At 71.5% G+C, this 12,895-nt stretch carries 11 protein-coding genes; 8 read left to right on the top strand and 3 right to left on the bottom strand.

Annotated features, from left to right (window positions below; genetic code table 11):
* Positions 1 to 2: 2 nt before the first annotated feature.
* Entirely contained in the window at positions 3 to 863 is an 861-nt protein-coding gene (locus tag OHA73_RS04195) for a fumarylacetoacetate hydrolase family protein (RefSeq protein WP_327654210.1), read from the top strand.
* Here the strand turns inward: OHA73_RS04195 and OHA73_RS04190 are convergent.
* The 3 genes from OHA73_RS04190 to OHA73_RS04180 form a co-directional block, all read right to left on the bottom strand.
* On the bottom strand, positions 848 to 2,107 hold the full coding sequence (locus OHA73_RS04190; protein ID WP_327654209.1) for a hypothetical protein: 1,260 nt from the start codon (positions 2,105 to 2,107) through the stop codon (positions 848 to 850). The two genes, OHA73_RS04195 and OHA73_RS04190, sit on opposite strands and share 16 nt — an antisense overlap.
* Positions 2,108 to 2,275: 168 nt before the next feature.
* A complete protein-coding gene (locus OHA73_RS04185; protein ID WP_266717269.1) occupies positions 2,276 to 3,601 on the bottom strand; it encodes an MFS transporter in 1,326 nt (441 codons plus the stop codon).
* A 91-nt stretch (positions 3,602 to 3,692) separates the two neighbouring features.
* Positions 3,693 to 4,280 (bottom strand): hypothetical protein, encoded by a 588-nt coding sequence (locus OHA73_RS04180; protein ID WP_327654208.1) that lies wholly within the window; start codon positions 4,278 to 4,280, stop codon positions 3,693 to 3,695.
* Between the two features lie 72 nt (positions 4,281 to 4,352).
* Between OHA73_RS04180 and OHA73_RS04175 the strand changes: the two genes are divergently transcribed.
* From OHA73_RS04175 to OHA73_RS04145, 7 genes are all read left to right on the top strand, one after another.
* Positions 4,353 to 5,276, top strand: a complete 924-nt coding sequence (locus OHA73_RS04175; RefSeq protein ID WP_266717272.1) for a LysR family transcriptional regulator — start codon at positions 4,353 to 4,355, stop codon at positions 5,274 to 5,276.
* 139 nt (positions 5,277 to 5,415) lie between these two features.
* On the top strand, positions 5,416 to 6,561 hold the full coding sequence (locus OHA73_RS04170) for a SagB/ThcOx family dehydrogenase (protein WP_327654207.1): 1,146 nt from the start codon (positions 5,416 to 5,418) through the stop codon (positions 6,559 to 6,561).
* A gap of 65 nt (positions 6,562 to 6,626) precedes the next feature.
* Positions 6,627 to 7,826 carry an aspartate aminotransferase family protein gene (locus tag OHA73_RS04165; protein ID WP_327654206.1) on the top strand — a complete coding sequence of 400 codons (1,200 nt, stop codon included), beginning with the start codon at positions 6,627 to 6,629 and terminating at the stop codon, positions 7,824 to 7,826.
* Complete coding sequence (locus OHA73_RS04160) at positions 7,823 to 10,990, top strand: non-ribosomal peptide synthetase (RefSeq protein ID WP_327654205.1); 3,168 nt, start codon at positions 7,823 to 7,825, stop codon at positions 10,988 to 10,990. Before OHA73_RS04165 ends, OHA73_RS04160 begins: the two co-directional genes overlap by 4 nt.
* Complete coding sequence (locus tag OHA73_RS04155; RefSeq protein WP_327654204.1) at positions 10,987 to 11,712, top strand: thioesterase II family protein; 726 nt, start codon at positions 10,987 to 10,989, stop codon at positions 11,710 to 11,712. The genes OHA73_RS04160 and OHA73_RS04155 overlap by 4 nt, the downstream gene beginning before the upstream one ends.
* 104 nt (positions 11,713 to 11,816) lie before the next feature.
* Positions 11,817 to 12,161 (top strand): GNAT family N-acetyltransferase, encoded by a 345-nt coding sequence (locus OHA73_RS04150; RefSeq protein ID WP_327654203.1) that lies wholly within the window; start codon positions 11,817 to 11,819, stop codon positions 12,159 to 12,161.
* 44 nt (positions 12,162 to 12,205) lie between these two features.
* Positions 12,206 to 12,856: an aspartate/glutamate racemase family protein gene (locus tag OHA73_RS04145; RefSeq protein ID WP_266717282.1), complete on the top strand. Its 651-nt coding sequence runs from the start codon at positions 12,206 to 12,208 to the stop codon at positions 12,854 to 12,856.
* The last annotated feature ends 39 nt before the right edge of the window (positions 12,857 to 12,895 follow it).

The following is a 12,895-nucleotide window of genomic DNA, read 5'->3' as shown; positions in this document are numbered from 1 at the left end:
GCATGCGCACAGTGGGTATCCGGCAGCCGGGCTCGGACAGGGGCACGGACGTGGCCCAACTCTCCGACGACGGGCGGGAGGTGACCGTGCTGGCTCCGGTGGAGGAGTTCTGGTCCGACCCGTCGGGACATCTCGCGGCGGGCGCCGACGGGCCGACGCTCGCGGCCTCGACCGTGACGTTCGTGCCCCCGGTGCGCCCCGACGCCCGCGTCATCTGCATCGGCCTCAACTACCTGAAGCACGTGGCGGAGGGCACCTTCCGCGACACTCAACTGCCTGAGTTCCCCACGCTGTTCGCCCGCTGGACGCAGTCGCTCACTGTCGACGGCGCCGACGTCCCCGTCCCGTCCGGCGAGGACGGCCTGGACTGGGAGGGCGAGGTCGTCGCGTGGGTCGGGGCGCCGCTCGTGGACGCCACCCCCGAGGAGGCGCTGGCCGCGGTCGTCGGCTACTCCACGTTCAACGACCTCACCGCGCGCCGTGCCCAGAAGCTCACCTCGCAGTGGATCCTCGGCAAGAACGGCGACCGCTCGGGCCCGCTCGGCCCGATGGTCCCTGCCGCCGAAGTCGGCGACCTGCGCGAGGGGTTGCGCGTGGTGACCCGGGTGAACGGGGAGATCGTCCAGGACGGCCGTACCGACGAGATGGTGTACGGCGTCGGCGACACGCTCGCTCACATCTCCCGGACGTTCACCCTCCGCCCCGGTGACCTGCTGGCCACCGGCACCCCCTCCGGCGTCGGCTACGCGCGCACGCCCCCGTGGCTGCTGCACCCCGGCGACGTGGTGGAGGTGGAGGTGGAACGCCTCGGAACGCTGCGCAACACGGTGGTGGCCAACGACGTGCGTCAGGCGCGGTTCTGAAGGGCCTTGAACTGCTCGAACCAGACGCTGCGGCCGAGCGTGCCGCCCTCGCCCGGCCGCACGGTCCGGTTGGCGTACAGGGGGTTGAGGATCCACGGCATCTTGTTGGCGTCCCAGCCCGAGGCCATCGACTCGATCTGCAGGCCCCCGTAGGTCGCCACCGCCAGTTTCCCGGTGTCGCGGAATGCCTTCATCTGCTCGGTGAGGTAGTTCCTGCTGGTGTCGAACCACTGGGTCATGGAGATGAAGTCGTTCCACTTCGCCTGGGGGAACGGCTGCTGGATGGCGTCCCCGATCACCTGCCAGACCTTCCGGCCCGGGTCCACGTTGTAGCGCTTGGCGAACGCCGGGGACACCGGGTCGTGCATGTGCTCCTTCCAGAACTGCACCAGGGAGAACTCCGTGGCGAGGAACTTCTGGTCCGAACGCAGGGTCGGCACCACGTAGTTGAAGTACTTGGCGGCGTTCTGCAGCGACGTGACGTGCGGGTGGATGTCGACGCCGGCGAGCTCGGGTGTCTTGTTGACGAACCGCAGCCACCGCTCGGTCGCGGGCGTGCGGCCCGCCGGGTCGTCGAGGTGGTTGAGCGCGCCCATGTAGAGGCTGGTCCCGGAGCCCGCGCCGCCGTGCTGCCCCCGGTACTCGATGACGTGGCGGGCCAGCGTCTCGTAGAACACGTTGAGCGTCTTGTTGCGCTCTTCCGGCAGCGTCTCCAGGAACGGCTCGTTGCCGATCGTGAGGATGTCGACCTTGCCGAGCACGGCGGCCAGCACCCGGTCCACGAGGGCCAGCAGATCCTTCAGTTCGGCGCTGCCCGGCGTGGGGAGCGGGCCCTTCGTGGGCCCCAGCGCATAGGGGAACTTGAGCGAGAGGATCGTCTTGCGGCCGTCACCGTGCGCGGTCAGGAGCGCCTTGATGGCGCGCTGCTGCGTGACGTCACCCTTGAGATCGCCCGGCGTCATCGGGACGAAGCCGCGCACCCAGGTGGCCGAGAGTGCCTTCAGTTGGGTGGCGCCGAGGCCCGCGGGGTCCTCGTTGAAGTTCACGCCGAGGGCGCCGTCGGGCGCGCCGCCCGGGACCTTGCCCTCGGCCGCGGCTGCCTTGCCCTCGACCGACGGCGACTGCGACGGCGAGGTCTTCGATCCCGACGATTTGGTGTCGGACGACGGCGAGCACGCGGCAGTGAGGAGGGCGGAGGCGGAGACGCCCAAGAGCAAGCGGCGGGAGGTGGTGTGCCGAGTCACTGCGGTCCATTCCGTGGGGGATTGCTGTCCGGTACACCGACACCGTAGGCATGTCGATGCGCTCATTTGTTCCCCTGTGACAGCCCCGCGACATCATCCGGACAACGTCAAAACCCCGGTCACACAAGTTTCAACATATGTGACCGGGGTGATGAGTGACGGCGTGCCTCAGGCGCGGGCCTCCACCGCTGGGGCCTCCACCGCCGGGGCCGAACCCGGCAGCGGCCGCCCCGCGGACTCCGCCGCGAAGTAGGCGGCGACGGCGCCGATCGCGCCCGCCGCCATCAGGTAGTACCCGGGCACGTTGACGTCGCCGGTGGCCTCCACCAGAAGGGCGTTGACGACGGCGGTCGTGCCACCGAACAGCGAGACCGAGAGGTTGAACGCGATCGACAGACCGCCGTAGCGGATGTCCGTCGGGAACAGCGCCGGAAGCGTGGAGGGGATGGTGCTGTTGAAGCAGAGCAGCATCATCGACATCAGCACCAGGCCGAAGAAGACCGACATCAGGGTGTTCTGCTGGATCAGCAGCACGGAAGGAACGCCGAGCACGATCAGCATGCCGCAGCCGAAGTACAGCACCGGCTTGCGCCCGATGCGGTCCGAGAGCCGGCCGACGAAGGTGATGAGCAGCATGCCGACGGCGAGCACCGAGATCTCCAGGAGCTGCGCCCAGGTGGGGCTCACCGACGGGGCGAACTTGTCGATGTACTCCAGCATGTACGTCGTGAGCATGTAGTTGGTGACGTTGAAGACGAGCACCAGACCCATGCAGATCAGCATGGGCCGCCAGTGGTCGGTGAAGACCCGACGGATCTCCTTGAGGGTCTGATTGCCCTCACGGCCCTGCTGCTCGGCCACGACGGCCTTGAACGCGGGGGTGTCCTCCAGCTTGAGGCGGAGGTAGAGCCCGATGATGCCGATCGGCCCGGAGATCAGGAACGGAATGCGCCAGCCCCAGGACAGCAGGTCCTCGTGCGACATGACGCCCGGCAGCTGGATGACCAGGCCGGCGACGCCGCCGAGGAGATAGCCGGTCAGTGTGCCGAACTCCAGCCAGCTGCCGAGGAATCCGCGCTTCTTGTCGGGGGCGTACTCGGCGATGAACGTCATCGCGCCGCCGTACTCGCCGCCGGTCGAGAAGCCCTGCACGAGGCGGGCGAGCAGCATCAGCAGCGGGGCGGCGGGGCCCCATGTCTCGTAGCCGGGGATGAACGCGATCACGAACGTGCCGATGGCCATCATGATGACCGTGATCGACAGCACCTTGGTGCGGCCGATCCGGTCGCCGAGCGGGCCGAAGAACATGCCGCCGATCGGGCGGACCAGGAAGGCGACCGCGAACAGGCCGAGGGTTCCGATCGTGCCGACGGCCGGGCTCGCGCCGGTGAAGAACACCGCGGTGAGTACCGGGGTCAGATTGGCGAAGACGCCGAAGTCGAACCACTCGGTGATGTTTCCGATGGCTGCGGCGCCGACGGCCCTTCTGGTCACCTTGGGGTCGGTGACCAATGTTTCGCCGGCCGAGGCCGCCCTTGTATCGGGAAGCTCGGAAACGGTGTGCGCGGCTGGCACGTACTACTCCTCAGAATTGCGCGGTACTGCGGGTGGGATTCCCGCACAGGTGGTTCAGGTCGATCCAATGAATGCGCCGATCCGGGCGGCGCCCGGCGCGGCCGGTCCCGAGGGCGGCGCCGGTCGCCGGAAAGACGAGCAGCGCCACCACCGAGGCCACCAGGGCTGTCGCCGTCGCCGCCGAACACAGGAGCGTGAGCAGCCCCGTGGCGACGACCGGCAGGCCGAAGCTCAGGTAAGAGACGGTGGGTGCGCGCACGCCGAGGGCGGCGCCCGCTCCGCCGCGGGCGAGACCGTGACCGAATCCGGCGAACACGGAGGCGGCCACGGTCGGCCAGGCCGACATCCCGGCCGACCATTGCCCAGCCGTCAACGACACCACGGAAAGGCTCGCCAACAGAGCGGTCAGACCCGCGAATTGGGCGGGGCGGCTGCCGCATTCCGCGGCGAGCGGCCGCGCGAGCGCCGAGCACACGAGAACGGACAACGGCATACAGCAGACGACGGCCGGATCGCTCTGCTCCGAGGCGATCAGGACTGCGGGGACGACTGCGAGAAACAGGCCGACCGTGGCCCGGGCGATAAAGCGGATCAACACCACCGCAGGGTGTCACCGGTAACCCATCGACACAATTACACAATCTTGCATGTGACCGTGCAAGATGGTCGAATGATCGATCCCAAGCTCAAGGTGCTGCAGATGGTCGAGGCGCACGGGGGCGTGACCGCGGCCGCCGAGGCCACGGGGCTCAAGCCGTCGACGGTCTCGTACCAGCTGAGGCAGCTGGCCGAGCAGGTCGGCGTGGTGCTCCTCGAGCCCGCGGGCCGAGGCATCAAGCTGACCGCCGCCGCCCGTACGCTGCTCCAGCACGCGGCCGTTCTGGAGGCGCAGTGGGAGCGGGCGCGCAGCGACCTCGCGGCGATGGCCGACGTGCAGACCGGCTCGTTCACGCTCTGCGGCTTCTCGACGGCCGCGACGCGTCTGCTGCCGTCCACCGCGGCGACCCTGCGCGATCGGCATCCGCAGCTGGGGGTCCGCCTGGTGGAGGCGGAGCCGGCGCGCTGCTTCGAGCTGTTGCTCACGGGAGAGGCGGACCTCGGCCTGGTCGTCGTGACGGCCGACTCGCCGCCGCTGACCGATGAGCGCTTCGAGCAGCAGCCGCTCCTCGACGACCCGCTCGACCTGGTCGTCCCGGCCGACCATCCGCTGGCCGCGCGCGAGCGGGTGGTCCTCGCGGACGCGGCCCGCGAGACCTGGATCGTGGGCACACCGGGCACCACGTACCACGACCTGCTGGTCACCGCGTGCATGGCCGCCGGCTTCATGCCCGACATGGGTCACCAGTCCGACGAGTGGGACACCGGCACGGCGATGGTGGCGCACGGCCTGGGCGTGATCCTGGTGCCGCGCCTCGCCCGCATCAACACCGAATGGCCCGTGGCCCGCATCCCCCTCTCCGGCGAACCCGCCCCCGCCCGCCGCATCCTCGCCGCCACCCGCAAGGGCGGCGCCCGGCACCCCGTGGTCGCCCAGGCCCTCGACCTGATCAAGGCGTCGGCGTCGAACCTGGTGCCGAGCGCAGGGGCCGAATAGTTCGCCGCTCGGGGCGCGGCCGCTGCCTCGCCGCCGGTCCCCGAGTCGGATAAAGCCCACCGAAAGTGCGATCGTCACACTTATACCGAATGTGGCGTGTGCATGTTCCGTACCGTTTTTTGTGAGGCATACGGACTGCATGAGTGATCCGCTCCTTTATCAACGCGACCCGAACCTCCTGATGGAGTGGGCGTCCGACGAGGAGGATCCGGCGGGCCATCCCGTCCTCCTGATCGACGCGCGCAGCGGCCGCCGATGTCCCTGGCCGGACCCGTCCGGTGACCCCGAACTCACGCTGCGCGTCCTGTCCCGACTGGGCGCCCCCACCACCGCCGAGGAGCTGCACCGCCGGTGGCCCGATGCCCCACAACTCGTCCGATTACAGGAGGTGTTGGAGGCGGCGGCGCGGGCCGGTCTCGTCACCGTGTCTGCCGCGCGCGACAGCCCGCACGATCGTCCCGGCGGCTGCAGCCCGCACCAGAGCGCCGCACATCGGGAGGCCTCGATGGTGCCCCCGGACATCGACTCCCTGCCGGGCACACCACCCCCGGCCCGCTTACCGGCACCGGCCACGCCGGAAACCGTCACGCGGCTGCCCGATCCGCCGGCCCCGGCGCCGACCCACCCCTTCGAAACCGTGCTCGCCCAGCGGCGCAGTCTGCGCGAGTTCACGAGCGAGCCGGTGCCGCTCCACCTCCTCGGAACACTGCTGGGGCGCGCGGCGCGCGTGCGGGGCCACCTGTCGCCACTGGAGCACCAGCAGACCCAGCGGCCATCCCCTTCCGGGGGCGGTCGGCACAGCCTGGAGATCTACGTCCTGGCCAGGTCCGTCGACGGCCTCGAGCCCGGCGTCCACCACTACGACCCCTTCGGGCACACGCTGGAGCGCCGCGGTGAGTGGGACGCGCACCTCGAAGAGCTCGTCGACCGGCTGGTCACCGTGCCGGGACGGATGGACCAAGCCCCGCCCGTCAGCCTGTACTTCGCCTCCCACGTGACCCGTACGTCATGGAAGTACGGCGGCATGACGCTCAGCCTCGTCTACCGCGACACCGGATGTCTGATGCAGACGCTGTGCCTGACCGCGGCCGATCTCGGTCTCGGCGCCTGCCCCATCGGTGCACTCGAAGCGCCCGTCACGGCGCCGTTCCTGGCCGGGTCCGGCAGTGAGGTGATGCACGTCGGAGGCATGGCGCTGGGAGCGCCCGCCGGGCCGGCGCCCGCTGTCGTCCCGCATCCCGGCGCACACGACGAAGGAGGCCCGTCATCGGTGACCGCAGTCTGATCGAGAGGCACCGGGCGGTCCTGCCGCCCTGGTCCCCGCTGTCGTACCGGGAGCCGCTGGAGATCGTGTCGGGCAGCGGCCGGACCGTGCGCGGCAGCGACGGCCGTACGTACCTGGACTTCTATTCCGGCATCGCCGTCAACCTGCTCGGCTACGACGTACCGGAGGTGCGCGAGGCCGTCGAGCGGCAGCTGCGGACCGGCGTCGTGCACACCTCGACGTTCTATCTCATCGCCTCCCAGGTGGAGTTGGCCGAGCGCATCGCGCGACTGTCCGGGATCGACGACGCGGTGGTGTTCTTCACCTGCTCGGGCACCGAGGCCGTGGAGACGGCGCTGCTGCTGGCCACCGAGCACCGGCGCAGCGGCCGGGTCGTGGCGCTGCGGCACAGCTATCACGGCCGCTCGTTCGGCGCGCTCGCCGTGACCGGGGACCACCGCTGGCACGGCGCGGGACGCACCCCGCTGCGGGTCGACCTCGTGCCGGACGTCCCGCCGCAGGTCGGGCCCGGCGAGGTGGCGGACGAGCATCAAGTTGCCCATGGAGTAAGTGAGTTGACGCGGGTCCTGGACAGCGAGCCGGACCGTCCGGTGGCCGCGCTGATCGCCGAACCGGTGCAGGGCGTGGCCGGGGCGGTCCCGCTCGCCGACGGGCAACTCGCCGCCTACGCCCGCGCGGTGCGCTCCCACGGAGCCCTGCTGATCTGCGACGAGGTACAGACCGGCTGGGGGCGTACCGGACGGTGGTGGGGACACCAGTGGGACGACGACGTCAGGCCGGACCTGCTGGTGTTCGCCAAGGGCCTGGCCGGCGGGCTGACGCTGGGCGGCGTCGTCGGACGGCGTGAGGTCATGAACTGCCTGCCGATGCCGTCGATCTCGACGTTCGGCGGCAATCAGCTGTCCACGACCGCCGCGCTCGCGACCCTCGACGTGATCGAGGACCGTGACCTCCCGGCTCGGGCGCACACGGCAGGGCATCTCCTGCGCGGCCTCCTGGAGACGGGGCTCGCGGGCGTCGGCGGCGTACGGCGGGTGCAGGGGCGGGGGCTGCTGCTCGCGGTCGCGTTCCAGGACCCGGCGACGGCCGCCGCCGTGCAGGAGGAGTGCCGGACCCGCGGGCTCCTGGTGGGTCTTGGTGGCAGCGCCGGGAACTGCGTGCGGGTCATGCCGCCGCTGACCGTGACGGACGACGAAGTGCGGCGCGGCGCCGAGACGCTCGTCGCCGCGGCCCAGGCCGCAGACCGACTGGAGAGGACTTCATGACGCAGGCCCCCCACACCTCCTACGCCTCCCACCTCGCCCCCTATCCGCTCACCGACGTCCAGCGGGCGTATCTGCTGGGCCGCCAGGACGGCACGCCGCTCGGCGGGACCGGCTGCCACATGACCTTCGAGTTCGACCACGACCGGGCGCCGGACCAGACCCGGCTCCAGGACGCCTACCACCGGCTCCAGCAACGGCACGTGTCCCTGCGCACCGCGTTCAACGGCCTCGACCAAGGGGCCCCGCTGGCGTCGCCGACCGGCCGGCTCGTCGTCGACGACCTGCGCGGCGCCGACCCCGCCACCGTCGCGGGCGAACTGGACCGCATCCGCGAGCGGATGGCGCACCGCCGCCTGGATGTCGCCGCCGGACGCGTGATGGACCTCGGCCTCACCCTCCTGCCCGGCGGCGGATCCCGGCTGCACGCCGACATCGACCTGCTGGCGGCCGACCCGGTGGCCATCCGCGTACTCTTCGAGGACCTGGTGGCGCTGTATGACGGTGAACTCCCGGACGTGTCCCACGACTTCGCGGACCACCGGCGCCGTAGCTCCGACGACAACGGGGAGCGGGACGAGCGCCGGATCGGCGAGGGTGGCGACGGCACCTCCGCGCCGCGCACCGCGCCCCGGCTGCCGTACGCCACCGAACCCGAGGAACTGGCGGGCGTCCCCCGGTTCACCCGGCGCCAGGTGCCCGTGCCGGGCGCGGTGTGGCGGCGTATCCAGGACCGGGCGCGGGCCTGCGGCATCTCCGCGCGGGCCGTCCCGTTCGCCGCGTTCTGCGCGACCCTGCACCGCTGGCAGGCGGACCCGGCAGCGGGATTCGTCCTCAACATGCCCACCTTCGACCGGCCCGGTGGCAATCCCCAACTAGAGCGGACCGTCGGCGACTTCAGCCGATTGACGGCTGCCCGGGTGCCCGGTGGAGCGCCGTCCGATCTCCGCGCACTCGCCCACGGCTCCGAGGGGGTGCTGCGCGCACAAGCGCCCACCGTGGACGACTTCCAGCAGGCGGCGCGCGGTCATGGGCAGCGCACGGGCATGCTCGGCGTCGTCTACACGGAACTCGAACAGAGTTGGGTCTCCCGCCGGTTCACGCGCCGGTTCGGCTCGCTGACCTGGATGCTCTCGCACACTCCGCAGGTCTGGCTCGACTGTCTGGCCCACCCCGTCTCCGACGATCCGGCGGACGGCTACGTGCTGGCCTGGGACGCCGTGGAGGAGGTGTTCCTGCCCGGAACGCTCGACGCGATGACCGAGTACTGCGACGACGTGCTGCGGGCGTTCGCCGACCGTGACTGGAGCTCGCCGGTCCCGCAGCGGCTTCCGGCGCGCCAGCGGCAGACCCGCGCCCGGGTCAACGACACCACCGGGCCCGAGAGCGGGCTGCTGCTGCACGAGCGCTTCTTCGAACTGGCCGCCACCGACGCCACCCCTCCCGCCCTGCACCACGAGAACACGACCCTCACCCGGGGCGCGCTCGCCGAGCGTGCCCTGCGTCTCGCGGCCCGCCTGCGCGACCTCGGGGTGCGCGGCGGCGAACCCGTCGGGATCTGTCTGACCTCAGGAGAGGCCCAAGTCACTGCCGCCCTGGGTGTATTGGCGGCCGGTGGTTGCTACGTCCCCATCGGCCCCGAACAGCCCGAGCAGCGCAGGGGCCAGGTGCTCGGGGTGTCCGGGGCGCGCGTGGTGATACGTGATCCCGAGCACGCCGCGACGCCCAGTGGGCGGCGACCCGACGACGGGCCGCTGCGTCTGTCGTGGCAGGCCGCCCTCGATCCTGCCCAACCACTGCTGCCCGCACCGGTGTTGGGTGACCGTGAGGCGCCCGCATACATCATCTTCACCTCCGGCTCCACCGGCACCCCCAAGGGTGTCGAGGTCAGTCACCGTTCCGCCGTGAACTCCCTGGAGGACCTCAACGGGCGCTGGGACGTCGGCCCCGCGGACTGCTGTCTGTCCGTCTCCGCGCTCGACTTCGACCTGTCCGTCTACGAGATCTTCGGTCCGCTGATGGCGGGCGGCCGCGTCGTCATGCCCGGTCCCGAGGAACGACGCGACCCCGAGGCATGGCTCCGCCTCATCGAGACGCACGCCGTCACCGTCTGGGACTCCGTCCCCGTACTGCTCGACATGCTGATCACCGCGGGCGAGCTGCGCGGCGCGACCGACAGCCTGCGCCTGGTGTTCACCGGCGGCGACTGGATCGGCACCGACCTGCCGGGACGCCTGCGCCGCCTGCTGCCCTCCTGCCACTTCGTGGCCTGCGGCGGGGCGACGGAAGGCGCCGTCTACTCCAACTTCCACGAAGTCACCGAGACCGACCCCGACTGGCCGTCCGTGCCCTACGGCACCCCACTGCGCAACCAGCACTACCGGGCCGTGGACGCCTACGGACGCGACTGCCCGGACTGGGTGCCCGGCGAACTGTGGATCGGCGGCACCGGCGTGGCCCTCGGCTACCGCGCCGACCCGGACCGCACCGCCGAACGCTTCGTCGAGCGCGACGGCATGCGCTGGTACCTGACGGGAGACCTCGGCCGCTACCGGCCCGACGGCGTCCTGGAGTTCCTCGGCCGCGCCGACCACCAGATCAAACTCAACGGATACCGCATCGAACTCGGCGAGATCGAAGGGGTGTTGGGCAGGCACCCGGCCGTCGGCAGGGCCGTCGCCGTCCTGGCCGGCACCGGAGCGGGCCGCCGCATCGTGGCCTACCTCGTGCCCCAGGGCGACGGCGTGGACCTCGACGACGTACGCGACCACGCCCGGCGCTGGCTACCCTCCTACACCCAGCCCGCCGACTACCTGCTGCTGCCCGAACTCCCCCTGAACGGCAACGGAAAGGTCGACCGCAAACAGCTCATCTCCTGGGCGGCGCCGCCACGCGAACCCACGCCACAGGAACCACCACGGCCCGGCACGGAGCAGGCCCTCGCACAGGAATGGGCCCGCGTACTCGGCCCGGCCCCCGCCTCCCGCCACGACAACTTCTACGACCTCGGCGCCGACAGCCTGCTCACCATGCGCCTCGCACTCGCCGTCAACGACCGCTTCGGCACCGAGATCCCGCTGCGCGAACTCCAGGCCTCGGCCACCCTGGCCGACATGGCACGCGCCGTCGACACCGCGCAGACCACCACCTCGGCGGGCCGGTCATGACCGCCGCGGCCGGGCCCGCGGCCCGCTGGCTGCGCCCGCTGCGGACCTCTCCCACCGCCGACGTCCGCCTCGTCTGCTTCCCGCACGCCGGGGGAGCGGCGAGCGTCTACCGGCGCTGGCTGCCCCATCTGCCCGACGCGTACGAGCTGTGGGCCGTGCAGTACCCGGGCCGTGAGGACCGCGTCGGCGAACCGCACCCGTCGGGCCTCGGCGAACTCTCCCGGCAGATCGCCTTCGCCCTGCAATGGGCGGCCGACAAGCCGTACGCGTTGTTCGGCCACAGCATGGGAGCCGTCGTCGCCTACGAGACCTGCCGCCACCTCGCACTGCTCGGCCTTCCGCAGCCGCGCCGCCTGATCGTCTCCGGGAGCCCGCCCCCTGCCGAGGCCGCGGCCGCCTGCCGCGCGGAGGCCGACACGCCTCCCCAGTGGCTGGACACCCCCGACCTGACCACGACCGAGACGGCCACACTGGCCACCCGGACCCTGACCGCCGACCTCGCGCTCCTCACGGACTACCGCCCCACGACAGGCCCGCCACTGAGCGTGCCGCTGACCTCGGTGCGCGGGACGGACGACCACGACCTCTCGCAGGACACCGACCGCGCCTGGCACACCGTCACCGACAACACGGCGGAGGCCCGCCTGTTGGACGGCGGCCACTTCGGCTGCTTCACCCACCCGCGGACGGCGGTGCGCGACATCGCGTACGCGGTGACCTGACATCGCGATCATCAGTTACGGTCGGGTCGAGGAGGCCGAGGCCCGCGACGTGCGGCCGTGTGTCGTGCAGGCCGACCGGGGTCGCCCACGACGCAGGAGAGCCCATGAGTGACATCGAGATCCGCGACGACCGCGAGCACGGGCTGCTGCAGGCCCGCTCCGGCGGCGAAGTCGTCGGCCGCATCCAGTACTTCGTCCTGGACGAGCCCGAGCGGGCCCTCGTTGCGGTGCACACCGTCGTGGAGCCGGAACACGAGGGCAAGGGGATCGCGGGCTCGCTCGCCCGCGAGCTGTACGGCATCGCCGCCGCCGAGTCGGTGGCCGTGGCGCCGCTGTGCCCGTTCGTCGTCCGGTGGGCCGAGCGGCACCCCGGCGAGGCGCCCGAGGCCTCCGCCGGCCTGCTGCTCGCCGCGAAGGCCGCCCTCGAGGCCGACCCCGACAAGTGGTGAGACGGCCCTGCGCCCGGTGATCATCCGCGCATAGGGTGCCGGTCATGAACCTGACGCTCGTGCACACCTCGCCCGTCCACGTGCCGGTCTTCGACGCCCTGCGCGACGCCGACCACCCGGGCCTGGAGCTGCGTCACGTCGTACGCGAGGAACTGCTCGTGCGGGCCGGCGCTGAGGGGCCCGAGGCCGTCACCGACGAGGTCCGGGAGCTGCTCGTCGCGGCCGTCGCCGACGGGGCGGACGCCGTGCTGTGCACGTGTTCCACGCTCGGCGCCGTCGCGGAGGGCCTCGCCGCGGACGCCGGTGTGCCCGTGCTGCGCGTGGACCGGCCGATGGCCGCGCGGGCCGTCGCCGAGGGGGAGCGGATCGCCGTGGTCGCCACGGTGCGCAGCACCTTCGGGCCGACGGTCGACCTGGTCGAGGAGGAGGCCCGGCGGGCCGGGCGCGCGGTGGACGTGCGCACCGTGTTCGTCGAGGGTGCCTGGGAGCTGTTCCTCGCCGGGGACAGGGACGGGTATCTCGCGCTCGTCGCCACCGCCATCGACGGCATCGCCGAGGCCGACGTGATCGTCCTGGCCCAGGCCTCCCTGACCGACGCCGCCGAGCGCGCCCACACCGCCCTGCCCGTGCTCTCCAGCCCGCGCCCCGGACTCGGCGCCGCCGCGTCGGAATGCGCGAGCGCCAATAACGCTTAGCTTGAAGGGAGTTACCCGGAACCCGGGAGCCCGCCGGCG

Origin of the sequence: Streptomyces sp. NBC_00483, from assembly GCF_036013745.1 — a bacterium.
Taxonomy (GTDB): Bacteria; Actinomycetota; Actinomycetes; order Streptomycetales; family Streptomycetaceae; genus Streptomyces.
This window is presented reverse-complemented; position numbering and strand designations above follow the sequence as displayed.